Below are 24,473 nucleotides of genomic sequence, written 5' to 3'. Positions count from 1 at the left end.
GCTCCTGAGGGTCAATTAGAGGCCAACACCTCAGGGCAAATACGGGTTGCGCTTGGACGGTGCTGGAAACCCCCCGCCGCCAGCGTTCTTGACAGGGGAGCATCATTGCAACCGGAGCCGCAGCAATGGATCGTCCAGCGTCACCCCCACCCGTTTCCTTCAAGCCTTATGAGATGCCATCCGGCGGCTGGGGCTCCGCGCGCTCGGTGGTCAACATCCTGCGTCGCGAGGGGGTGGTCGGCAGCGGCGCGCTGACCCTGCTGCGTCAGAACAAGGTCGATGGCTATCAATGCGTCAGTTGCGCCTGGTCGAAGCCGGCCAAGCCGCTCGCCTTTGAGTTCTGCGAGAACGGCGTCAAGGCCACTGCCTGGGACCTCACCAGTCATCGCTGCACGCCAGAGTTCCTGGCCCGCAACACCGTCACCGAACTGCTGGGCTGGGATGAATACCAGCTCGAACAGACCGGACGGCTGACCCATCCGGTGCGCTACGATGCCGCCTCCGACACCTATCGGCCGGTGTCGTGGGAGGCCGCCTTCGAGGAGATCGGACGCGAACTGCGCGCGGTCGAGGACAAGCGCGACACCGTGTTCTACAGCTCCGGGCGCACCTCGAACGAGGCGAGCTATGTCTATGGCCTGTTCGCGCGCCTCTACGGCAACAACAACCTGCCGGACAGCTCGAACATGTGCCACGAGACCACCTCGGTGGCACTGCCGCAGAGCATCGGCGTGCCGGTCGGCACCGTCACCCTGGACGATTTCGCCCACACCGAATGCATCCTGTTCTTCGGCCAGAACCCGGGCAGCAATAGCCCGCGCATGCTGCATCCGCTGCAGGCGGCGGCCGAGCGCGGCGTGCCGATCATCACCTACAACCCGCTGCGTGAGCGCGGGTTGGAGCGGTTCCTCAATCCGCAATCGCCCACTGAGATGCTCAGCGGCGCCTCGACCCGGATCAGTTCGCACTATCATCAGGTCCGCACCGGCGGCGACCTCGCGGCACTGAGCGGGATCTGCAAGGCGCTCGTTGCGATGGATGGGATCGACCATGCGTTCATCGCCGAGCACACGCACGGGCTTGATGGCTTCATCGCCTGGCTCGGCACGCAGCAGTGGGAGGCGTTGGAGCGCCAGTCGGGTCTCGCGCGCGCGGCAATGGAGTCGACCGCCCAGATCTACGCGCGCGCGGGATCCGCGATCGCGATCTACGGCATGGGTTTGACCCAGCACGAAGCCGGCGTCGATACCGTGCGGATGGTGGTCAACCTGCTGCTGCTGCGTGGCAATATCGGCAAACCGGGTGCCGGCGTCTGCCCGGTGCGCGGCCACTCCAACGTGCAGGGCCAGCGCACCGTCGGCATCTCCGAGAAGCCCGAGCTGGTGCCGATGGACCGGCTGGCCGAGCAGTACGGCTTCGAGCCGCCGCGCGAAACCGGGCTCAATACGGTTGAAGCCTGCGAGCGGATCCTCGAAGGCAAGATCCGCGCCTTCGTCATGTTGGGCGGTAACTTCGTCCGTGCGATCCCGGATCACGGCCGCATGGAGCCGGCCTGGCGCAAGATCCGTCTAACCGTGAACATCGCCACCAAGCTCAACCGCAGCCATCTGGTGCATGGCGAAATCAGCTACATCCTGCCGGTGAAGAGCCGAATCGAGGTCGATTCGCAGGGCGGACTGCCGCAGTCGCTGTCGATGGAGGACAGCCTGGCCTGCGTGCACGGCTCGCGCGGTATACGCACGCCGGCAAGCCGGCACCTGCTCGGCGAGGTGGATCTGGTGATTCGGATGGCGAAAGCCACCGTCGGGGGCGCCAACGCCAAGGTGCCCTGGGACGCCTGGGCAGCCGACTACAGCCAAATTCGGGCCGCGATCGGGAAGACCTATCCGGAGGTGTTCCATGATTATGATCGTCGCATGTGGGAGCCGGGCGGCTTTCATCGTCCGATTGCGGCCCGCGAGCGGCAATGGCAGACCGACACCAAGAAGGCCAACTTCGTCACACCGGAGAGCCTGATCGAGGATCCCGGCATGCCCGAGCTGGACCCCGACGTGTTGCGCATGATGACCCTGCGCAGCAACGACCAGTTCAACACCACCGTCTATGGCTATGACGACCGCTTTCGCGGCATCAAAGGCACCCGCATGGTGGTGCTGATGCACCGCGACGACATCGAACGGCTGGGTCTGCGCGACGGAGAAATCGTCACCCTCGCCACGGAGGCGAAGGACGACATTGCCCGCGAACTGCCCGGCTTGCGTGTGGTTCCCTACGATGTGCCGGTCGGCTGCATCGGCACCTACTTCCCAGAAGCCAACGTTCTGATCCCGATCTGGCACTATGCCACGGGCAGCAAGACGCCGGCCTCGAAATCGATCCCGGTGCGGGTGCATCGCCTGCCCGCCTGAGAATGCTTGCGCGCGATATTGGGGACAGGAGATCATGCCGAAAATGTAACGGGTGCGGCGTGCATGCGCAGATTTCTGCTGATCCTGGCTTATATTGGTCTCGCCAGCGGGGCCGCCCAAGCGGATGGTCTGAGCCCCATCACTTTGCAGAACCTTTTGGCCGCGGGGCAGGTCAACCTGCTTTCGCAATACCGCGACACCAGTACTACGACGGTCGTAGCGGCCGGGACGACCGCGTCCCGCACGCTTGCCGCCCGTTTCGCCGACACGCTCAACGTCAAGGATTTCGGCGCCGCCTGTGACGGTGTCACCAACGACTATGCCGCGCTGACACGGGCGCAAGCTGCCGGCCAAGCCGCGGGCGCCGCCGACATTGTCATCCCGGCGGGATGCAGGCTCAACCTCGGTGGCCAGCTCATCTACACCGTCAATACCAATACCTGGCGCTACGGTCCGGGCTCCGCCATTGTCTCCGGCGGCGTGCAGGGACTGCTCGACACCGCAACCTACAACAACGTCACCTATTCGAAGACGTCGTCCGCCGACTTCAACGAAAACGGCGTCGCCGCCTACGCACTCTATAACCAATCTCCGCAAACCGCCGGCTATCAGAAGAACGGCTTTTACACCCGTATCACCAGCCTCGATCCCTCGACCTATACCGTGGGCAGCCTCACGGACAGCATCCTCTACGCCAAGGATGTGGTCGGCTATGAATCGCAGGTACAGGCTTCGGGCTCGGCCGACACCACCGCCAGGCTATACGGCTATCATGGGGAAGTTTCGTTCCCTGCCGGCAGCGACGGCAACGCCAACGTCGCGGAGTTCGAGATCAACAATGCCGGCTCCTACACGCCGCAGACCAGCAAGGCCGCCAGCAAGCGCGTGCTGCATCTGGACAATGTCGGTCCCAACGATGTGGGCGAGGGGGTCGAGGTGTTCGGCGGCATCAATTCCGGCAAATTCTATGTCGCCTACGATACGTTCCAGACGTCGGTACGAAGCGACGGCTATGCCTTTGGCTATTGGGACGATCCACGCAACGACATGAGCCGGGTCCCCATCTTCGGCGTCGCACAGGACGGTCATGTGATCGCGCCGTCGATCACCCTGACGGCGACGCAACCGGCGTCGAGCGTGCTTGCGGCCCCGGCCGCGGGTGGTGCGCCGACCTGGCGGCAACTCGGGGTTGCCGACGTCAGCGGCGCCGCACCGATCACCTCGCCGAGCTTCCTCGGCACGGCGAACTTCAGCGCGGCCCGCATGCAGACAAACCCGGTGACATCGAACAGCCAATCCAGCTACAGCTTCCAGGCCAGCGATTGCGGCACCACCCTGCTCGACAATTCGGCTGTCGCCGCCACCTGGACGGTGCCGTCGTCATTGCCGGTCGGCTGCAAGATTACTGTGATCCAGGAGACCACCGCCGCAGTGACCTTTGCCGGTGCCAGTGGCATCGCCACCCACGCCATCGGCAACGCCACCAAGACCTCGGGGCAGTATGCAACCGCGCAACTTTTCATCGATACCGCGTCCAGCTTCATCCTCAGCGGCAATGTGATGTAAGGGCTGGTTGCGGCGCGCGACAACCGTCTCATTCCTGAGCGCATCCGGTTTATGCTTGATGCGCCGGTGAGGGATTTTGTAGCATTGCGATCCCGATATGGTGGACGGTCGATTCAGGTCGCAGTGTGAAGCCCGAGACGACCCCAAGCCAGGATGCGGTTTCGGTTTGGGACCTGCACAAGACCGTCTCTTTGGCGCAGGCTTGGCGCGACTGGAGCGGCTTCGTTCTGCTGCATCCCGGCGAGCACTCCCGCCAGCCGCTGCCGTTTGTTCCGACCCACGACATGGCGCTGTCGGCGTGGCTGAAGAGCGGCTACGACGAGACCAGCCCCGTCCATCCGCTCGGCTGCCACTTCGTGGCGGACGGGCTCATCACCGGGCAGGGTTACGCCTTCAGCAAGGGACGGCTGCTGCAGCAGGATGCCTATCTCTCACGGGTGGCGCGCGACGAGCTCGGAGCAAAGCCGGATTTCACCCCGGCCGGATCGTCGCACCGGGCCAGCCGCGTGATCGAGGCGCCGGTTCTTGAGATCGTGGGCCCCGGCAGCCCGGTCTTCGGCCATTGGATCGTGGACTTCCTGCCGCGCGCGGCCATCGCCCGCGACCTGCTCGGGCCGGCGTTTGCGCAGATGCGCATCGCGCTGGCCGATCATGTGCCGCGATGGGCCGAGCAGCTCCTGGAATTTCACCTGCAAATTCCCGCAGAACAAATCCTGCGCTACGATATGCACCGCGAGACGCTGCTGTGTCGCAGGCTATGCGTGCCGACCTTCGGCCATTCCGGCAGCGGCTACTTCTTCCACAGCTTCGTGCGTGAATTCTACGCGCGCCCGCGCGGTATGCGACCAGCCGATCGGTCGCGCCGACTTTGTATCTCGCGCCGGAATTTCGAGGACCGCACGCGCGGCGTGCTCAAGCGCCTCGACGGCCGCGGACATCTCGAGGCGGCGGCGGTGCGCCTGGGCTTTGAGGTCGTCTGTCCGGAGGAGCACAGTGTCGCCGAGCAATATGCCCTGTTTGCGCAGGCCGGCGCGATCGTGGGCGAGTTCGGATCCGGCCTGCACAACTCGCTGTTCTCGGCACCGGGGATCGTCGTCGGCTCGGTTGGCTGCATCAACTCGATCCAGCATCGCGTCGCGGCCCTGATGAGCCAGACTGTGCTCTACGTCATTCCCGAAGCACTCGGCCGCGGCGACGATGGCGCGCAGCTGTTTCGCATCGCAAGTGACAGGATCGAGGCGCTGCTGGCTCAGGTGGTGTCGCTGCACGATCAATCCGTCCTGCAATGAGGGTGGTGTTCACGATCCAGCAGACCCCGCTGGCAAACCTCTCCGCACCGCTCGACACCGAGCGCGCCTTGCGCGACTGGTCCGGCTTTGTGCAGATCAGGCCCCCGGCGGCACCCAGCCCGACCTTGCCGATCGATGTGCTGGAGAACGACCCCGAGGCACGCTGGCAAACGGCAAAACACTGGAAGCCGGTGCCGGCAATGCTGGACGGGATTGGCTGTCATCTGCTGCGTGGCGTCGAACTGGTCGGGCCAGGCTATGCGCTCTACGATTCCCGCTTCATCCATGACGGGTCCGAGACCGCGAAGGTATCGCTGGACTGGATTACCCGGATCGCCTTCGCCAACCCGTTTTTGTGCAGGCGCCCCAACATCGTGGTCGAGAAGCGTCCGGTAATGGTCGTCTGCGGTCCCGGCCATCGTATATGGGGACACTGGATCGTCGAATTCCTGCCGCGCATCGAGGTCGCCCGGCAGACCTTCGGCGACTGCTTCGATGACATCCTGCTGGCGCTGCCGTCGGACGCACCGGCCTGGGTGGTCGGCCTGATCAAGTTTGTCTTCGCCATCCCGGAGCATCGGCTGCGGCGCTACGACCCCGTCCGCGACCGCCTGCTACTTGCCCAATGCGTCATCCCGAGCTTCTGTCACAGTGACGAGTGGGTGTTCCACCCGTTCGTGCGCGAGCTGTTCGATCGGCTCAAGCCGGCTGACTGCGCGCCGGTACGGCATGTTTTCGTCTCGCGCAGTGGCGAGGGCCTGACGTCAAATCGCGTTTTGCATGGCCGCGAACATCTTGAGACGCTGGCCGCCGCGCGCGGTTACGAGGTCGTGCGGCCGGAGGCGCTTACGTTTACCGAGCAGTTCGCGCTGTTCGCCGGCGCCCGCCGGATTGTCGGCGAAGCCGGCTCGGGCATGCACACCGCACTCGTCTCGGAGGCGGGAACGATCGTGGCGTCGCTCGGCATGACCAATCCGATCCAGCTCAGGATCGGCGAGCTGTGCGGTCATCGCAACGTTTTCATGAACCGCATCCGGGTCTGGGATGATGCCGGGGTTCAGTGTTCCGAGGTCGCACACGCGGATAGCCGTAGCCTGTTTGATCAGCTGGACGAACGCCTTGACTAGGGTGCGGTCCCTGGCGCCGGAGGGCCGAGCTTGGCGCGCCCCGTCGATCTGAGCCGCTATGGCGGCACACGCGGCTCGGCGACGGCTCAGGATGCGCAGCAGATGCTGGACCGCGGCGATCTGGATGCCGCCGCTTCCGTGATCGCCGTCCTGGTTGCAAGCCAGCCCGGGGAGGCGACCACCTGGTTCGCGCAGGCGCGCCTGCTTGCGGCGCGCGGTCAGAGCGCGCATGCGCAGGAGGCCTGCCGTCGTGCGCTCGCACTCTGGCCGGATATCCTGCCGGTGTGGCGGCTGTTCTCCGATCTTGCAGAGACGCTCGGCAATGCGCCGGAGGGTCTCGATGCCTGCCGCCGCATGCTGCTGGCCAACGAGCCGGGCGACGCCGTGCTGGCCAACCGGATCGGCGCCTCGTTGTGCGCCAAGGGATTGTTTCTCGAAGCCCTGCCCACCCTGCGTATTGCGGCCCCGGTCCTCGGGCACCAGGACAGCGCGCTTTGGAATTACGCCACCGCACTTGCGGTCACCGGCGGCTATCACGAGCTGCTGGGCTTCGAGCCGGTGCTGGTCGAGTTCGCCCGCGGCCTGCGCGAGCCGTTCAGCCCGTTCGTGCATCTCGTCGCCGCCAAATTGGCGCTGCGTTTCGATCGGCAGGCGGTGCTGCGCGAGAGTGCCGCACGCCAGCGATCCGCGTCCTGGCTGGACACCGCCAGCCTCGCGGCGTGCCTGAGAGAGGCGATAGCCTGCAGGCAACCCTTCAGCCTCCTGCTGCTGGCCCACGGCCATGCGCGCCTGGTCACCTATGGCGGCCTGCACAACCATCTCGCCTTCAGCCGCGAGGAGATGTCGGCGGTGGTGAATTCAGTCTGGACGGACGCTTTCGGCGCGGTCATCGAAGCGAACGGAGCGGCGCCGGCCGCGGCCGTGATCCGCGACCTGTGCGCCGCCATTGCCGATGCGGACGTCGTGGCACTGCCCGGATGCGACGTCCTTGCCTTGGAGCACGAGCATTTCGGCTACCTCGCCGAGATGCAGAGGCTCGTGTTGGGCCGCCGCTCTGAGTTGTGCGCCGGACCCGAGGCAATCCGGGAGTTGCACGAGGCGATGCCGTTCCTGCGACCGCTGCTCGCCGAACAGCCGTTCCTCGGCTTCGTCGGCAGCAACCGCGATCTCGCCGAAAAGCTCAGGCATTTCTGCCAGGTGGGCGAGACCGTGACCTATCTGGTACCCGGCCCGCAGCAGAGGCGTGACAATTATCCGGCAGGGTTTGAGAAGACCCTGGCCGTCTTGCAAGTGCCGCGCCCAGGTGCGGTGTTCCTGGTGGCCGCCGGCCTGCTCGGGCCGATCTACTGCAATCGTATCAAGCAGCTCGGCGGCATCGCCATCGATATCGAGAGTGTGCTGGCACGCTGGACCAGGTGCTGAGGGACGGATCCGGTCAGCCGCATACCGGCACCAGCCGCGGCCGCGTGGCATTATCCGGCTCTTCCAGACGAAAGATTGTCCGGCGGGGGAGCTGCGTGCAGAGCAGTTTCGTGCGTGCCGGCCCCAGATAGAGGCCAAGCAACACGCGGCCCGGGCCGTTCGGCCCGTTGCGGGTGAAATCCTTGCCGTCCATTCGTTCCGGCCGCACCTGCCATTTGATGTAGCGCATCTGACCCTCCACGGGGAACAGAACCGCACTCTCGCCGGGAGCGGACAAGGCGACCGTGAGCGGCAGCATGCGCGCCTCTGCCTGGATTCGGGCAAACACGCAGTAGCCGATGGTGAAGCCGGCAAACACCATGGCCTGCGCCGCGGCCAGCGGTAGCGGATTGAAACGCGTCTCGGCGATCCGCCAGCCACCCTCGAGTGCTATGGTCAGCGGCACCAGCGCATAGGCGATGAACCAGTAGCGCGGACCATACTGGAAGCCGCCATAGTCAGGGTAGAACACGAAGAACACGACCACTGCCGGCAGCATCAGGTCGAACCAGCGCAACTGACCCCGGCGGGCACGCCGCCAAACCGCCGCCACATACAGCGGCAGCATGGCGACAGAGGCAAAATCACCCCAGCCGAGCCCCCAGCGAAAGGTGTAGGCAGCCGCCAGTGCTGGCGAATGCGTGCCGTCCATGCCGTGCGCGTGCAGGCCGAAGCTGAGGTTGGGAAAGCCCCAGCTCAATGTCGTGGTCAACGGGCTGCCGGTGATGCTCCAATTATAGAGCGCGAGCAGCACCACGCCGGGCAGGGCTCCAGCCGCGGCCGGCATCGCCCAGGTCAGGAAGCGCACGCGACGGCGGATCAGATGGTCGGCGGCGAACAGCACAAATGCGATGGCGAACGCCTCGTAACGCGTCGACAGCAGCACCGAGAAGGCGAACCCGATCCCCACACGGTTCCAGATCGAGGGGTGCCGCGCATCCCTCAGGTCGAGCCAGACCACCGCCATGATCAGGGTGGCGGCCAACGTGTGATTGAACAGGCTGGCATTGTTGAACAGGGCGAACGGCGCCAGCATGGCCAGGACCAGCGCCGCCAGCTGACCGGCCCTGCCGACACCGGCCTCGCGCATCGCACCCAGCATGAAGCCGCCGCCCAGCAAGGCGATCACCGGGTTCGCCAGCCAGGACAGGTGCGCCGCGATGAATGGCGCCAGGGCCAGCGGCCATGCGGGCGGATATTGCGACAGACGCTTGCCGGCCTTGTCCGGGATATAGAGGGTCAGCATGACGTTGTGCAGCTGGCTTGGCGTGGGGGCATTCCACAGGCGATTGCGCAGCAGCGTCTCCGCGAGATAGCGGTAGCCGAACTCGTCCGCGGTGATGGCGTGGGCGGAAAACGTCAGAAGTGCCAGCGCCAGGCTCACCAGGAAGGCGAACGCGATGATCGCCGTGGGCGTCACGCCTGCCAAAACACCCGTAAGACCCGGTCCGCGACCCGGCGGAAACCCGGCCAATTGCCGCCGGCCTGCCTGCTCTCGGGCCTGGCGCAGGACTAGCCAGGCGGTACCGGCAATGAACAGCAGCCGGATGATGGTCTCGAATACGAGGCCGAGACGCAGCAGATAGACCGCGCCTTCCGCCACGCCCCAGAGCAGCAGGATCGCACCAACCACTGCCATACGTCACCCTTGTCTCTTTATCGCGCCAGCCTCGCGCAGGCCGAGACAAAGATCCGGGTTGCATCGCTTGTCAAATCAACTTCGTTGCGTCAGCGCGGTTAGGCTCTTGCCGGTCGGGCGACGCAAGGCAAGCCAGAGCAAGAGCGTCACTTCCATCGGGTACAGCAACTCTGTATAGCGAACGAAGCCTGCCTCGAACGCGGCATACACCGCCAGGCTGGCATGCAGGACCAGGGCAAACCAGAAGAACAGCACGGCCTGCGGGCCGGCGCGCCGTCGCAGGACCGGCACGGCGCAGCGCAGCAGGACGAAGATCCCCGCGGCCGCCCCCGCCACCGACGCACCGATGACGATGGCGTAGATCGGCGGGAACAGGTTGTAGTGGTCCAGCGCGTAGCAATCATGCTTGGCCGCAGCACAACCGGGAAACGCGTCATAAGGGGCTGCCTCGGCGGTGGCCCAGGAAGGCCAGTAGTTCGGGTAGAGCAAAAGCTCGCCCCAGTCGCGCAGCCAGATTTTCGCGTAGGCCACCGGGTGACGCTTGATGATGCTGAGTGCCAGCGGCATCAGCATGTGCGAGCGGTCGCGCGCGTCCGCGGCACGCAAGGCCGGCCAGGTCCTGTCCGTCGCCTCGGCGAACACCGGAAACCGTATGTCCTGGGCGGCCTGCATCTGGGCACGCATGGCTGATGCGAGGTCGGGCGCGTGGGCGACGACATGCCGCTCCCAGGCCGACTGCGACAGGGTTGCGGCCACTGCGGGGGCGGCCGCCTTTGGCAGTGCCGCGATGTCGCCGGGTTGTGCCACGAGCAGCGCCTTACCGATCAGCGAGACGCCGGCATAGGAGCCGATCTCGAAGCGGTCGTTGCGAAGCCAGTTGCCGGCCATCGCGACCAGCAGGACGAGCACCATGACGCAGGCGGACAGGCCGCCCCAGAGAACGGCCGGGCGAGGGCCGATGCGCCGGTCGCATGCGAGCAGCGCCAGCGGCAGCAGCATGAACGCCGCACCCGTCGTGCGTGTCGCGGCGGACAGCGCGAAGACGAAGGAGGCGACGACCAGGCTCGCTGGCCGGCCCCGGCGGGCGAAACGGCAGAGCAGGGCGAAGCCGCAGAACACGCAGAAGAAATCGACCGGCTCGCTCTCAATATAGGCGGCCGTGTCGTGCAGGCCCGGGTTGAGCAGGCTCAAGCCGATCACCAGTGGGCCTGCGAGAACACTGCCGAGCAACAGGCCGAATTCGACGGCAAACCAGACCAGGGCCGACGAGATGAGGCAGAACTGGAACAGCGGCAGGAAGCGAATGCCGCCGAAGATGTATTCGATGGACAATACAACCCAGCCATAGAGCGGGGGTCGGTTGGCGGCGAGCGAGAGATATTCGCTCGAATCACCCATCATTTTCGGCGGCCCGAACAGATGCGGCAGCGTGTAGAGCGCCATCACCAGCCAGGCCGCCAGGCATCCGATGAGGACGAGTCGTTGCCGGTTATGCTCCCCCTCAAGCCATTGGGGTATTCCGGTCATCGCAGGCTTTCGTGGCAACGGCGCTTTGCTTACCCTGCCTGAGCAGGCAGTTCACGGGTGAGCTTGCCTGGCCACGCGCCGGCCTGCGGATCGGTCCGCGCCGTTGGCGCCGGAACCGCGAGGTAACTCAGACGCTTGGCCTCCTTACGCCCGCGTGCCACGGAATCCAGGATCAGGCCGCAGGCGAAGGACAGGAATGACAGCAACATCAGACCGGTGGCCAGCACCGCCGACGGCAGGCGCGGCACCAGGCGGGTGTTGAGGAACTCCAACACGACTGGGACGCCGAGCAGCAGCCCGCCAAGCAGCAGCAGCAGGCCGATGAAGGAGAAGAACTGCAGCGGCCGCTCCTCCTTCACCAGGGTGACGATCGTGCGCAGGATTCGTATGCCGTCGGTATAGGTGCGCAGCTTGGAGGCGGAACCCTCCGGCCGGTCGCGATAGGCGGTGCGCACCTCGCCGACCGGCATGCCGAGCTCCAGCGCGTGCACGGTGAACTCGGTCTCGGTCTCAAAGCCGGAGGCGAGCGCCGGGAAGGTCTTGACGAAGCGGCGTGAAAACACCCGGTAGCCGGAGAGCATGTCGCTGATGCCGCGGCCGAACACCTGCCTGACCAGCCCGGTCAACATGACGTTGCCGAAGCGGTGACCGGGCCGATAGGCCGCCTTGATTTCGGTGACACGGGTGCCGGTGACCATGTCGAGCTGCTCGTCCGCCAGCATTCCGACCATTCCGGTGGCATCAGTGGCCTCATAGGTATCGTCACCGTCGACCAGCACATAGGCATCCGCCTCAATGTCGGCAAACATCCGGCGCACCACGTAGCCCTTGCCCTGCAGGCGCTCGCGCCGCACCACCGCGCCGGCGGCGGCGGCCACGGCGCAGGTCTGGTCGCGCGAATTGTTATCATAGACGTAGATCGTCGCCTGCGGCAGTGCAGCGCGGAAATCGGCGATGACCTTGGCGATCGTGACCGCTTCGTTATAACAAGGGATGAGTACGGCGACCCGCATGCGGTTTGCGTCTTCCCGGAAAACCAGCGTGCAGCTTCTCACGAATCGGCCACGGTCACAAACAGCCTGTGGCATGGATGACGCGCAGGCTGCGGCTCGCGCTTGCCCCGGGGCGCACGTCGCTATGCAACCTGAGTGGAATTTGTTACCTGAGTCTATCGTGGAGCTGGGGAAACCGTCTATGCCAAAGCACGCAACCCGGCGGGTCCGGGGCGCCGCTGCGCTGTCCGGAGCGCTCTCGAGCCTCTGTCTCCTGCCCGGGCCTGCCGCCGCGGTCACGCCTTTGAGCACCTATTTCGGGCCCGGCCTGCCACTCAACAACTACTTCCCGCAAGGTGTCCCCGGCACCGCGAACGAGCCTGGTGTCACGGTGCTGACCCGCGAACGTCCGCAGTACGACACACCCGTCATCCGCGAGGGTGCCTTTACCATCCGCCCCAATATCGATGAGGCATTCGGCTATGACAGCAACGTGGTCGGCGGCGCGATCAACGGCAAGGGAAGCTCCCAGCTTTCGAGCGGCGGCGGCATCTCGGTCAACACCGACGCGTCCCGATACAGCCTCGGCGTCACCGCTGGTGTCAATAATGTCGAATACTGGGACGTGGCGCGGCTCAGCCACACCGACTACAACGCCTCCCTGGGCGGCAGCTACAATTTTGGCCGTGACGTGGGCTATGCCTCCGTCAGCTACCAGAACGCCAACGAACTGCCCTACGATATCGGCACCAATGGCTCGGCGATCATCCAGCTCAACAAGCCGTTGAACTTTAGCGATACCGATTTCAGGGCGAGTTACAACACCGAGTTTGGCCGCTTTACCGTGCAGCCCAATGTCGATTATCAGCTTCTCCGCTTCGCCAGGGGCGATTTCAGCAACGTTCCCATCGGCGCCGCGAACGCGTTCGATCAAACCCAGCGCGACAGCAACGTGCTCCAGGGCGGTGCCGTCATCCGCTACGAATTCGAGCCGCAACGCGACGCCGTCATCGTCGTGAACGGCAATTATGACAGCTACACCCACGGCAACCAGGCGAACATCGGGGTGGTCGGCTCGACCGGCGCCACCGTGCTCGCCGGACTCGATTATCAGGTCAGCGGTGCCACGACCATTCGCGCACTCGGCGGCTACCAGCAGCGGTTCTTCGAAGGCCACGGAACACCCAACCAGGGCGCGCCGATCGGCGAATTCGACGTGATCTGGAATCCGACCGGCCTGACCACGGTTACCGCCGCCTATGCGCGTACCATTGAGGATGCGACCACCGATACGGTCACCGGTTACACGTTCGACAATCTTAGCCTGACCGTGGATCACGAGCTGTACCGCAACATCCTGTTGGAGGCGAACGCGCTGTTCAGCAACGCGAGCTATCAGAACTCAAATCTGCAACAGCAGAACTACGGCGGCGGCGCCGGCGTCACCTACCTCGTCAACCGGCACATCCAGCTCGCGCTGAGCTATCAGTTTACCGAGCACACAAGTTCCAGCGGCTTCGTCGATCCTCTATTCGCCCGCCAGTTCGGCGGGAACGTTCCGAACTCGTTCGGGGAGCATAGCGTTCTGCTGCATCTGCGGTTCGGGATTTGAACGGGCCCTTCGGCGTCAGGCCAAATCCTCGCGTGGCGTGACCGAGATCGCGCTCGGCGCCGCGCGCTCGATCAGATAGAGCGGGCGCTGTTTGGTCTCGTTAAAGACCCGGCCCAGATATTCGCCGATCACACCAAGCGTCATGAGCTGCACGCCGCCCAGGAACAGGATCACCGCCATCAGGCTTGGATAGCCGGGAACCTGGTTGCCGAACAGCAACGTCCGGATGATCAACTGACCGCCGAATACGATGGCGAACACGGCCACCGCAAGGCCCAGATAGGTGGCGATCTTGAGCGGCATCAGGGTGAACCCGGTGATGCCTTCCAAGGCCAGGTTCCACAGTCGCCAATAGTTCCAGCTGCTGCTGCCGGCATGGCGTGGCGCGCGATCATAGAGCACCGCCTGGCTCGGAAACCCAACCCAGGCGAACATTCCCTTCATGAACCTGTGCGTCTCGCGCAATTGCAGCAAGGCGTCCAGCGCCCGCCGGCTGAGCAGGCGGAAGTCGCCGGTGTTGCGCGGCAGGCGCACCCCGCCGAGCTGCTGCATGAGCCGGTAGAACAGGGTCGCGGTCGTCTTCTTGACCCAGGTTTCGCCCTCGCGCTCGCGTCGCTGCGCATAGACCATGTCGATGCCCTGATCCCAGACCTCGACCAGGCGGGGGATCACCTCGGGCGGATCCTGCAGATCGGCGTCGATCACCACGATTGCCTGGCCCGTGGCGTGGTCGAGGCCGGCGGTGAGCGCGATCTCCTTGCCGAAATTGCGCGACAGATTGAGCAGGGCAACATGCGGGTCACGCGCGCGCAACGCGACCATGCAGGCCAGCGTCTCGTCGGCGCTGCCGTCATTGACGTAGACCACCTCCCAGCTGCGGCCGATCCCCTGCATCACGACGCTCAGCCGACGGTGAAACTCCTCCAGTCCGAGCGCCTCGTTGTAACAGGGCACGACCACCGAAAATACCGGACCGGGTGAGCCGGACCGCATCGCCGTCAGCCGGGACGCTGGCATGACGGATCGCGGTCAAAGGCGATCACGTCGAAGCCGGTGCCGGCGCGCGTGTAGCACGGCGCCTGTTCGAACGCGCTCTGCATCGGCCCCAGCACGGCCCTGCTGTCCTCGTCGAGGCCGAGCAGCACCAGCACCACCCGCGCGGCAGAGGCGGCGGCGGCGCGGATCGCGGCGGGCGGTGTGCCGGGATGGATGGCCAGGATGTGCAGGTTGTCGGGGGATTCGTTGACAAAGGCGCCCAGCACGCCGACGCCGTCATTGCCGTAGGGCACCAGCACCAGGGTGTTTCGGCCGGTCGCCAGCCTGCGCGCCGCCTGCGCCGCCTGCGCCTGCGGCTGCATCGTCTGCGGCATGGTCATCATCCCGGCGATCGAGACCAGCTGTATGCACAGCATAGCGGCCAGCAGGGCGGTGCCGACAGGCGGGCGCAGGCTGGCAAAAGTCACGGCGAGCAGCACCACCAGGAACGGCAGTGTAAAGGCGAGGTAGCGCAGCTCGATCGGCGTGTTGTTGAAAACGAAGCCGAGGGCCAGCAGCCCGACCGGTGTTGCCAGCAGGCTCAACAGCAGCAGCCAGCGTCCGTCCTGGGTGGCGATGCGCCGCCAGCGTATGGCTACCAGCACCACCAGGCCGGCCAGCAGCAGCACCAGCACGGCGCCGATCAGCTGTCCGGCGAGGGGACCGACATAGAGAGGCAGACCGCCGAAGACGTTGGCGGCGCCGTACTTGCCGAGGCGCACCAGGCTCGGCAGCAGCCGGAACGGCGGGAACTGGCCGACGCGGCTGCCGCGCTGCGCGAGGAAGAAGTACAGGTCCGCGGGCAGGATGGCGGCGAAGCCGAGGCCCGCCGCGACCCAGCGTGGCCATTGCCGAAAGCGGGTCAGCAGCAGCCAGAGCAGGGCGCCGGCGCCGCCGAAGGCCGCGAGGTAGTTGGTAAAGCTGGCCAGTCCGAGCAGCAGGCCGCCGGCGAGCGCGATCCAGGCGCCGCGCGCCGCCTGGCGCGTCTGTGCGGCGAGCAGGATGAGCACGGCGCCCCAGATCATCAGCAACTGCGCCAGCGCGAAGCCGCGCGCGATCGAGCCGGTATAGGTAAAGCCGTAGCAGCCCACGGCCAGCAGGATGGCGGCGACCGGCGGGGCCGCGACCCTGGCTGCGAGGGCTGCGATGCCGCCGAGTGCCGTCAGGCTGAACAGCACCGACAGCAGCCGGGTCCGAAACAGTCCGGTGCCGATCACACCGCGCCAAGCCGCTTCACACCAGAAATAGAGTGGCGGATGCACGTCGGTGTTTCGCAGGTCGCGGGCGATGGAGAGCGCCGTGCTGTGTCCCGCGTAGAAATGGCGGACTTCGCGGGGAGTGAATACACCACTCGGCCAAACCGGCCGCGGTGTTCCGGCGGCGATGAAAACGCTGTAATCCTCGTCATATTCGGTGCCACGTGACCAGGACGACCCGACCAGGACCAGCAACCCCAGAAGCAGTGCTGCCGCCATGCCGCCGGCATGGCGTCCATGCATCATGCCGCCGGCATGTCGAACATGCGTCGACAGCATTGTCATCCCAATCCGCTGTTTTAACCTTGCGTCACTGTAGCACGAGCTCCGGTTGTGATAAAAGGCACGCGGTGGTTGCGAACAACACGGAGCGGCAACGTTGGATATGGCCTTGTCGCGCACCTGCCGGCTGCTTGATCTGGATTTTGCCGATCTCGATGTTACGGCCGCGGCGCGGCGGATCGCGGAGCGTTCCGATACGGCACCGTTCTCGTACGTGGTCACTCCGAACGCCGATCACCTTGTGCGGTTGTCGCGCAATCCCTCGTTACTGCCGCTTTATCAGGACGCGATGCTCTGTCTGCTGGATAGCCGCGTCGTAGCCCGCACGGCGCGCTTGCTGGGGCTACCCTCCCCGACGGTGGCAACCGGCAGCGATCTGACCGCGCGTCTGTTCGCGGCCCATGTCGCCGCCGGCGAACGGGTGACGATCATCGGGCTGCGCGCGGCCTACCTCGATGTCCTGGTGGCGCGGACCGGCATCGCCCCGCCTGCGCATTACGATCCTCCCATGGGGTTCGATGGCGACCCGGCGGAGATGCAACGCACGGTGCGTTTTGTGCTGGATCACCCCTCGCGCCTGGTGTTTCTCGCGGTCGGTTCGCCGCGCCAGGAGCGACTGGCCGCGGCGATCGCCGCCAGCGGCGCCGCGCACGGCACCGGCCTGTGCATCGGCGCCAGCCTCGAGTTCCTTGCCGGGATCGTGCCGCGGGCACCGGCGATCATGCAGGGCCTCGGTATCGAATGGCTGCACCGTATGGCCTCCAATCCGCGCCGTCTGGCGCGCCGATACCTGATCGACAGCCCACCGATCTTTCGGTTGCTGTTGCGCGAACGCCTCAGTCGGTGATGCGGTCCAGCGGCGGGATCAGCGGCAGCAGGAAGCGTTTGATCAGGATTGGGCCAAACACGCCCGCAATCATCATAACAACGAGAAAAGTCGGAAAGTCCTGGGCGTTCCAGTGCAGGAACTTGAGCAACACGCCCTTGGTCAGGCCAAGGCAGATGGTGTTCAGCAGGTAGATGGCGAAAACCATGTTGCCGACGAACACGAGCCACGCCCAGTGCGAGACGGGGGTGCGCCGCACCAATCCGTGCAGCGCCACCATCGACAGCAAGCCGGCCGCGAGCATGTAGCTCTTGTAGGGGAAATAGGCGTCGGCGTGTTTGTTCCAGTCGAAATGCACGAAGCCCGAGGCGTATGTCAGAAGCACCATGAGGGCGACGAATGCCGGCAGATGCCACCGATCGAGCACGGCCCACCAGCGCGCACCCGCTCTGGCCGCAAGGCCGCCGGCAACGAAAAAGATAAAGAAGCGGCAGACCCGATCCATATAGAGGATCGGCGGCACGGTGATCAGATACAGGCCGACGGCCACCAGCACCAGCGGTGTCTCCACCGGCAGCCGCCCGACGCGGGGAATGCGGAGCAGGAGCGGTGTGGCAATGACATAGACGAACAGGACGCCGATATACCACACCGAGGTGGCAGGGCTGTGCTCGGTAAAGATGAACAGGCTGAGCAGTCCGGAGCCGAGGCTCGGGGGCAGGTTGTCGACATGCAGGAAGTGGCTGGCGACGAGCTTGCCGACGAGGGTAAGGCAGCCGAAGGCAAAGAACGGCACCAGCAGGCGCTGCGCCCGGCGGGACACCAAACCGGGCCAGCGCCCGACCGGCACATCCGCGGCACCCGCCCAGAAGGTTACGTAGCCGCTGAGATACATGAAAAATGGCATGTGAAAGAAGTAGATGGCGATACGCAGCGGGTCGTACCAATGCACGTCGGGCGGCGACGAGCGCTCGACCAGATGGCCGAACACGACGAACAGGATGGCCACGCCCTTGGCCCGGTCGAGATCGGTGAGGCGGGTGCGGATACGCGCCGGCGACGTAACAGAATGTGTGTGGCTGCTACCGTCCACCTTGGGCCCACCTGGGATGGCTGACGCTCTTGTCATGGTATTTCCGCGGGTTTGGGGGCCGCGGCCTGCGCGTTTGGCGGAGTCTGACTTGGCCGGCTAACGTCGCCTAGGTTCCACATCTAACAAACATAAAGACGGTGCATCTCGGCTGGCAATGTATTATCTTAGGACCGGATCGGGTTTTCGCAGCGCGACAAAACCGGGCTCAGTGGCTAAGACGGTGGGATAACATAATGTTAGTTTTTCCGGGCAAGTTCGCCGGAAGGCTGGTTTTTGTTCGCGCGCGCCATGCTGATGATGGTCGCACCTGGGGGATCGCATGATGCTTAACGTGGCGCCGGGCAATACGCCCGGCTCAGGGTCTGATCGCTTCTATCGTGCCGGCGCAGTCGAGGCCAGCCCGCGTGACGCCGCCGCGGCGATGCTGTCCAGCGCCGCCTGGAGCCTGTGGCGGCACAAGGCCGTGCTGATCCTGTGTATCCTGCTGGTTCCGGCGATCACCTGGGCCGGTCTCAAGCAACTGACCCCACTCTTCACCTCGACGTCGTCGGTCATCTATGAGCCGGCGACCTACAGCACTGATTCACTGAAAAGCATCCTGACGCCGGACACCACCACCGACGAGGTCATCGCCAGCCAGGTCGAGGTGATCCAGAACCTGCATTCCGCCGAACGTATCGTCAATCGATTCGACCTCGATAAGGATCCCGAGTTCAACTACACGCTGCGGCCGAAATCGACCGTAGCGCAGATCGAGGACGGCGTGCTCGGCGGCATCAAGGGCGGTATCGCCTTCCTGATCCGTCCGGTGTTTCCGGTCGCGGCCGACAGCCTGACCGCCGGTACCGAGCATGCACCGAGCGCCGAGGACGTGCATCGCTCAGTGGTGCTGGCCGTACAGGGGCGGATTGCCGCGAATTCCGTCGCCCAGTCCCACGTCATCGAGGTGTCCTTTACCTCACGCAGCCGCACGCTCGCCGCCAACGTCGCCAATGAACTGTCCAACCTCTACATCTCCGATCAGCTCGAACTGAAGTTCGACGCAGTCAAGACCGCCAACAAATGGCTCGAGGGGCAGGCCCGCGAACTGCAGCAGGAAGTGCAGGCGAAGGCCGACAAGATCGCCGCCTACCGGCAACGCAAGAACCTGACCCAGGGTGTCGTCGCCGGGCTGTCGACCGAGGAGGTCAGCCGGCTGAGCGCCAATCTCGACGAGGCCAACAACGAACTCGCCCAGGCGGAATCGCAGGTGAGTGCCGCGCACGGCCGGCGTGGAACCTCGGCCCAGGCCGCGGTCTCGCCGAGCGTCATCGCCTTGCGCTCGCAGCGCGATTCAGTGGCGGCGCAATTGCAGTCCCTGCTCGCCACCTTGGGTCCGAACCATCCCACCGTCATCGCCATGCGCAAGCAGCTCGGGGTGTTGAACAGCGAGATCAACGCCGAGACCGGCCAGGTCATGGCCGCCTCGAGTGCCGCCGTGCGCGCCGCGCGTGCCAAGGTCGCGAGCCTCGAGCAGCAGTTGCGTGACGCGCGTGAGCGGGTCGCCACCGCGAGCCAGGCGGAAATCCCGCTCGATGCGATGCAGCGCGAGGCCGATGCATCGCGCACCCTGCTGCAGACCGTTCTGGACTCGATCCAGCGTCTGGCGCAGCAGGCCGCGATCGAAACCGCCGATGCCCGCGTCGTCTCCGGGGCACTGCCTGCATCGGAACCATCATTCCCGAAGATGAAGCTGCTGGTCCCAGCCTCGGTGATCCTCGGCGTGTGCATCGGCTTCCTGCTCGTCTATCTGCTCGAATTGACGCAAAGCAAATTCCGCAGCGGCCATGATATCCGCTCCGTGCTCGGCCTGAACTGCCTCGCTCAGATCCCGCAGATCGACAGCGACAAGGAGGGTGTCTCCGGCATCGAGGAATACCTGGTGCAAAAGCCGTTCTCGCTCGGTGCCGAGCAGGTCCGTTCGTTGCGCGCGGCACTCTGGCTCGGCGCTAGCCGGCCGAAGGTGGTGGCGATCGCTGCCGCCCGTCCAGGAGAGGGCAAGACCACGACCTCGATCTGCCTTGGTCGGTCCGCCAGCCTCGCCGGTGAGCGCATCGTCGTGGTCGAGTGCGACACCCGCAAGCCGAGCTTCGCCAAGCTGATGAACATCAAGGAGAAGACCGGCCTGCTGGAATTCCTCAGCGGCACGGCACCGCTCGAGGACGTCATCCATACCGACAAGCTCACCAGCTTCGATTATATCCCCGCCGGCATCGCCGGACGCAGCAACTCGCACTCATTGTTCATGTCCGAGAACATGGTCATGCTGCTCGAGCGTCTGCGCCGCGACTATGACCTTGTAGTACTCGACCTGCCGCCTGTGATCGCGCTCACCGACGCCAGGATCGTCGCCAGCCTCGCCGAAGCAACGCTTCTGTGCGTGCGCTGGCAGACGACGCCGCGCGCGGTGGCCAAGCACTGCTACGAGATGCTGCAGGACGCCGGCGCCAATGTCGTTGGCGCGGCATTGACGCGGGTCAACATGCGCGCGCACGCCCGGTCCGGCCACACCGACGCCGAGGCCTATCACTCCCGCTACGCGCCGTATTATCAGCACTGACCGGCGGCCAGAAGGCAATGGACCTGCTCCCCTCCCAGGTGCGCGATTTCCGCGACAACCACTCGTCGAACATCGCGTTCTGGGTTGGGCTCGGCTTCTTCGTCCTCTACGCCATGGCAGCGATGATGGGCCAAAAGCAGATCACGATGATGATCGCGCTTGGGATCCTGGCGTGCATCACCGTGGTTTGTCTGCGCATGCCGCTCTTGTGCAGTGCTGCCTGGGTGCTGCTGATCGGCTCGACACCAGAGATGTGGCTGCCGGACATCATCCATAACAGCTCCAACATGGCGACCGCCCTGACCAAGCTGTCGGGCTTCGGACTGGTGGGGATCTGCGTGCTGCGCTACGGGTTGGTGATCGACCTGTTCAATCCGGGCTTCGCCTTTGTGCTGATGTTCTTCTTCGGCCTCGGGCACGGGCTCTACCCCACGCTCACTATCGGCGAGAGCCTGCGCACCGTGGTCGGTTCCGCCGCCCCATACGCCTTTTCCTTCAGCCGTCTGTCGCGTCGGTGGTCGGCCGCCATCATCGAGGCGACGATCTGGGTGCCGACCCTGTGCCTGGTATTCGGCGCGTTGCTCGACGCGGCAAGGATAAGGCCGCTGCTCTCCGCCGATGTCGGCGGCTCGGTGCGGCTCGCCGGCTCGACGCATCCGGCCTTTCTCGCGACCCTGGCGATGACGTCCTGCTACGCCTGCCTGATCGAGCTCTACCGCAATGGCCGCTCCCGCTACATGTGGCTGTTCGCGCTGAACTTTGCCATTTTGGTCGGGACCGGATCACGCTCGCCGCTCGCTTGCGAGATCATGGTCACCGGCATTGCCTTCGTTGCGATCCGCTCCGAGAGCTTTACCCTGCGTCGTCGCGTGCTGCCATTCCTGGTTGGGCTGTTTGCTCTGCCGGTGGTATTGGTGTTGCTCGCGAGCTCGTCCGATAGCCTGCGACTGCTGACCATATTGTCGGACAAGCAAGCCGGCAGCCTGAGTGGTCGTGGCCTGATCTGGCCGTTCTTTGAGCGGGCCTGGAATGCTTCGCCGATGTTCGGCTGGGGCGTCGGCACCGGCAAGATACTGGTCGACCCGCACAGCGCCGTAGCCAAGCTGCTGGGAACGACCGCGGCACATAACGAATATCTGCGTATCGGTGTGGAGGGCGGCTATGTCGGCATCGGCCTGGTCATGGTCTTCATGGTGCTATGGACCTGGCGCTGGACCACCGGCATGATTCGCACCGACAAGGTGATCGCGAGGTTGATCATGATCGGTTTTGCTGTCGAATCGATTACCGATAATACACTGATCGCAACCCCTTCGAGTGTGTTATTTATATGGCTGTCCGCAATCTTCGCGCGCGGTCGGATCGAGGCGCTGCAGGGCCGCCGCCAGGGGGATCCTGGCGCGGAAGCGACGCCGGATGATTTCCGCGCCGCCGCTTAGACAGCGAGACGGGTGTGGTTGATTTCGCTTGGCGGCTGTGTCAGACGAGCCGCGATTGAGTAAAGCCGGTCGCAGGGAGTTGCGAATGAGGCTGGCCTGCGCTGGCCAGGTTCTCCCGCCCGCCCGTAACCGATTAGAACCGGAGGCCTCCCCTGCTCGATTGGCTCCCGACGCGTCCTGAGTGGGACACTGACCTACGCAAGCCTGAGCCTTCTTCCAGCCTGCAGGCCTGGGAGGCGCTGGTCGCGCTCGCCAACGAGAGGCTCGACCACCTGCGCACGGTCCGGCTGGATCGCAAGCTCCGCAAGCGCTTCGCGCTCGCACCCGACGGGCTCGCCACGGTGCCTGTGCGGCTGTCGATCCTGTCGTCGAGCACCATCGATCATCTGCTGCCCGGCCTGCGCGTCGGCGCCTTGCGCCACGGTCTCTGGCTTGAGACCCAGCTCGGCAATTACGGGCAATACTCGCAGGAGCTGCACGATCCGGCCGCCGCGATCCACGGCTTCGCGCCGACGGTGGTGCTGTTCGCCTTCGACGCTCGCCACATGCTGCGCGGCATCGACGTCTCCGCCACCGCCGAGGCCGCCGATGCTTGGCTCGACGAGACCATCGCCGATCTGGCACGGCACTGGCTGCTGGCCCGAGAGCGCTTTGGCTGCAAGCTCGTGCAGCAGGCGGTGCTGCCGGTGTTCCCTACCCTGTTCGGCAATAACGAGCAGCGTCTGCCGGGGTCCGCGGCCAGCCTGACCGCACGCCTCAACCATCGCCTGCGCCAGGCCGCGGATACGCACGGGGTCGAGCTGCTGGCCATCGACGAGCGCGCGGCGCGCGACGGCCTTGATGTCTGGTACGATGCCGGCCTCTGGCATCGCGGCAAGCAGGAAGTCCATCCGGGTGCGACGCCCGTCTATGGCGACATGTTGGGGCGCCTGCTCGCGGCCTATCAGGGCCGCTCACGCAAATGCCTGGTGCTCGACCTCGACAACACGCTCTGGGGCGGCGTGGTCGGCGATGACGGTGTTCAGGGGCTGTTGCTCGGCAATGGCAGCAGCCTCGGCGAGGCCTTCATCGATTTCCAGACCTACGCGAGGGCCCTGTCGCGGCGCGGCGTCATTCTCGCAGTCTGCTCGAAGAACGACGAAGCCAACGCCCGCGAGCCGTTCGACACCCATCCAGAGATGGTGCTCAAGCACTCCGACATCGCCTGCTTTGTCGCCAACTGGCAGGACAAGGCGTCGAACCTGCGCGAGATCGCAAGCCGGCTGAATATCGGCCTGGATTCCCTGGTATTCGCCGACGACAACCCGTTCGAGCGCAATATCGTGCGGCGCGAACTGCCGATGGTGGCGGTCCCGGAGTTGCCCGACGATCCGTCGCTGTATGCGCGCGTTATCGCCGATGCCGGCTATTTCGAGGGGGTGCAGCTCACCGACGAGGATCGCGCGCGCAGCGGGCAATATCAGGCGACGCTGCAGCGCGCGGCCGTGCAGCAATCCGTCACCGACCTGCCGAGCTACCTGCGCAGCCTGGAGATGCGCATGCACTGGACCCGCTTCGATGCCATCGGCCTGCCGCGCATCGTCCAGCTCGTCAACAAGACCAACCAGTTCAACCTGACCACGCGGCGCACCACCAGCGACGACATCGAGCGGATCATCGCCGCCCCTGGCGCGTTGTCGCTGCAGATCCGGCTGATCGACCGCTTCGGCGACAACGGCATCATCTCGATCATCGCCGGCGAGGCCGAGCCCACCGGCGATATGCTGCTGCATACCTGGCTGATGAGCTGCCGCGTGCTCGGCCGCGGCGTCGAGCAGGCAACGCTCAACCTCGTTCTTGACGAGGCGAGACGCCTCGGTGCGAGGCGCCTGATCGGGATCTACCGGCCAAGTGCCAAGAACGAGATGGTTCGCCAGCACTACGTCGGTCTCGGCTTCAGCCTGCTCGACACCGAAGCTGACGGCATCACACGCTGGGCGCTCGAAGTCGAGACGGCGCAGCCCGTCAACACCTTCATTCAGACCATCGAGGGACAGCCATGACCGAGGCCGAGATCACCACCAAGCTCACCGCGATCTTTCACGACGTGTTCGACGACGACAGCCTCGTGCTGCGTGACGACATGACCGCCGACGACGTAGCGGAATGGGACTCGATGAGCCACGTGACGCTCGTGGTCGCGGCAGAGCGGGAATTCGGCATCAAGTTCCGCACCGCCGAGATCGAGGAGCTGCATAATGTCGGCGAGTTCGTGTCGTTGATCGCGACGAAGGTCGCGGGCAAGTCGTCCTGACGCGTGAGCTGATCCGCGCCGGCGGCCAA

General features: G+C 65.1%; 17 protein-coding genes. 11 read left to right on the top strand and 6 right to left on the bottom strand.

Annotated features, from left to right (window positions below; all coding sequences use genetic code 11):
* The first annotated feature begins 125 nt into the window (after nucleotides 1-125).
* The 5 genes from ACQY4K_RS09435 to ACQY4K_RS09415 all read left to right on the top strand — a co-directional run bounded on the left by ACQY4K_RS09435 (nucleotide 126) and on the right by ACQY4K_RS09415 (nucleotide 7,812).
* Nucleotides 126-2,408 carry an FdhF/YdeP family oxidoreductase gene (locus tag ACQY4K_RS09435; protein ID WP_428395506.1) on the top strand — a complete coding sequence of 761 codons (2,283 nt, stop codon included), beginning with the start codon at nucleotides 126-128 and terminating at the stop codon, nucleotides 2,406-2,408.
* Nucleotides 2,409-2,471: 63 nt separating this feature from the next.
* Complete coding sequence (locus tag ACQY4K_RS09430) at nucleotides 2,472-3,974, top strand: hypothetical protein (RefSeq protein WP_428395504.1); 1,503 nt, start codon at nucleotides 2,472-2,474, stop codon at nucleotides 3,972-3,974.
* A 125-nt stretch (nucleotides 3,975-4,099) separates the two neighbouring features.
* Nucleotides 4,100-5,263 (top strand): glycosyltransferase family 61 protein, encoded by a 1,164-nt coding sequence (locus ACQY4K_RS09425; protein WP_428395502.1) that lies wholly within the window; start codon nucleotides 4,100-4,102, stop codon nucleotides 5,261-5,263.
* A complete protein-coding gene (locus ACQY4K_RS09420; protein WP_428395500.1) occupies nucleotides 5,260-6,390 on the top strand; it encodes a glycosyltransferase family 61 protein in 1,131 nt (376 codons plus the stop codon). The genes ACQY4K_RS09425 and ACQY4K_RS09420 overlap by 4 nt, the downstream gene beginning before the upstream one ends.
* 30 nt (nucleotides 6,391-6,420) lie before the next feature.
* Nucleotides 6,421-7,812: a hypothetical protein gene (locus ACQY4K_RS09415; protein WP_428395498.1), complete on the top strand. Its 1,392-nt coding sequence runs from the start codon at nucleotides 6,421-6,423 to the stop codon at nucleotides 7,810-7,812.
* A gap of 13 nt (nucleotides 7,813-7,825) precedes the next feature.
* Here ACQY4K_RS09415 and ACQY4K_RS09410 read toward each other — a convergent pair whose 3' ends face one another.
* The 3 genes from ACQY4K_RS09410 to ACQY4K_RS09400 all read right to left on the bottom strand — a co-directional run bounded on the left by ACQY4K_RS09410 (nucleotide 7,826) and on the right by ACQY4K_RS09400 (nucleotide 12,030).
* On the bottom strand, nucleotides 7,826-9,490 hold the full coding sequence (locus ACQY4K_RS09410) for a hypothetical protein (RefSeq protein ID WP_428395496.1): 1,665 nt from the start codon (nucleotides 9,488-9,490) through the stop codon (nucleotides 7,826-7,828).
* A gap of 75 nt (nucleotides 9,491-9,565) precedes the next feature.
* Entirely contained in the window at nucleotides 9,566-11,017 is a 1,452-nt protein-coding gene (locus tag ACQY4K_RS09405; RefSeq protein ID WP_428395495.1) for a hypothetical protein, read from the bottom strand.
* A 29-nt stretch (nucleotides 11,018-11,046) separates the two neighbouring features.
* On the bottom strand, nucleotides 11,047-12,030 hold the full coding sequence (locus ACQY4K_RS09400) for a glycosyltransferase family 2 protein (protein WP_428395493.1): 984 nt from the start codon (nucleotides 12,028-12,030) through the stop codon (nucleotides 11,047-11,049).
* A gap of 73 nt (nucleotides 12,031-12,103) precedes the next feature.
* Between ACQY4K_RS09400 and ACQY4K_RS09395 the strand changes: the two genes are divergently transcribed.
* On the top strand, nucleotides 12,104-13,621 hold the full coding sequence (locus tag ACQY4K_RS09395) for an outer membrane beta-barrel protein (RefSeq protein WP_428395491.1): 1,518 nt from the start codon (nucleotides 12,104-12,106) through the stop codon (nucleotides 13,619-13,621).
* A 15-nt stretch (nucleotides 13,622-13,636) separates the two neighbouring features.
* Here the strand turns inward: ACQY4K_RS09395 and ACQY4K_RS09390 are convergent, their stop codons facing one another.
* Both ACQY4K_RS09390 and ACQY4K_RS09385 read right to left on the bottom strand, forming a co-directional pair.
* Nucleotides 13,637-14,638: a glycosyltransferase family 2 protein gene (locus ACQY4K_RS09390; protein ID WP_428395489.1), complete on the bottom strand. Its 1,002-nt coding sequence runs from the start codon at nucleotides 14,636-14,638 to the stop codon at nucleotides 13,637-13,639.
* Complete coding sequence (locus ACQY4K_RS09385; protein WP_428395488.1) at nucleotides 14,620-16,197, bottom strand: hypothetical protein; 1,578 nt, start codon at nucleotides 16,195-16,197, stop codon at nucleotides 14,620-14,622. The genes ACQY4K_RS09390 and ACQY4K_RS09385 overlap by 19 nt, the downstream gene beginning before the upstream one ends.
* A gap of 106 nt (nucleotides 16,198-16,303) precedes the next feature.
* Here ACQY4K_RS09385 and ACQY4K_RS09380 point away from each other — a divergent pair, with 106 nt between their 5' ends.
* Nucleotides 16,304-17,041 (top strand): WecB/TagA/CpsF family glycosyltransferase, encoded by a 738-nt coding sequence (locus ACQY4K_RS09380; protein WP_428395487.1) that lies wholly within the window; start codon nucleotides 16,304-16,306, stop codon nucleotides 17,039-17,041.
* On the opposite strand, the gene ACQY4K_RS09375 is transcribed toward ACQY4K_RS09380, so the two are convergent.
* On the bottom strand, nucleotides 17,031-18,113 hold the full coding sequence (locus ACQY4K_RS09375; RefSeq protein WP_428395486.1) for an acyltransferase family protein: 1,083 nt from the start codon (nucleotides 18,111-18,113) through the stop codon (nucleotides 17,031-17,033). The two genes, ACQY4K_RS09380 and ACQY4K_RS09375, sit on opposite strands and share 11 nt — an antisense overlap.
* Before the next feature lie 319 nt (nucleotides 18,114-18,432).
* Between ACQY4K_RS09375 and ACQY4K_RS09370 the strand changes: the two genes are divergently transcribed.
* The 4 genes from ACQY4K_RS09370 to ACQY4K_RS09355 all read left to right on the top strand — a co-directional run bounded on the left by ACQY4K_RS09370 (nucleotide 18,433) and on the right by ACQY4K_RS09355 (nucleotide 24,444).
* Nucleotides 18,433-20,712 carry a GumC family protein gene (locus ACQY4K_RS09370; protein WP_428395484.1) on the top strand — a complete coding sequence of 760 codons (2,280 nt, stop codon included), beginning with the start codon at nucleotides 18,433-18,435 and terminating at the stop codon, nucleotides 20,710-20,712.
* A gap of 17 nt (nucleotides 20,713-20,729) precedes the next feature.
* Entirely contained in the window at nucleotides 20,730-22,151 is a 1,422-nt protein-coding gene (locus ACQY4K_RS09365) for an O-antigen ligase family protein (RefSeq protein ID WP_428395482.1), read from the top strand.
* Between the two features lie 341 nt (nucleotides 22,152-22,492).
* On the top strand, nucleotides 22,493-24,193 hold the full coding sequence (locus tag ACQY4K_RS09360) for an HAD-IIIC family phosphatase (protein WP_428395480.1): 1,701 nt from the start codon (nucleotides 22,493-22,495) through the stop codon (nucleotides 24,191-24,193).
* Complete coding sequence (locus ACQY4K_RS09355) at nucleotides 24,190-24,444, top strand: acyl carrier protein (RefSeq protein WP_428395478.1); 255 nt, start codon at nucleotides 24,190-24,192, stop codon at nucleotides 24,442-24,444. The genes ACQY4K_RS09360 and ACQY4K_RS09355 overlap by 4 nt, the downstream gene beginning before the upstream one ends.
* The last annotated feature ends 29 nt before the right edge of the window (nucleotides 24,445-24,473 follow it).

It is taken from the genome of Lichenicoccus sp., from assembly GCF_965276875.1.
In the GTDB taxonomy this organism is placed as follows: Bacteria; Pseudomonadota; Alphaproteobacteria; order Acetobacterales; family Acetobacteraceae; genus Lichenicoccus.
This window is presented reverse-complemented; position numbering and strand designations above follow the sequence as displayed.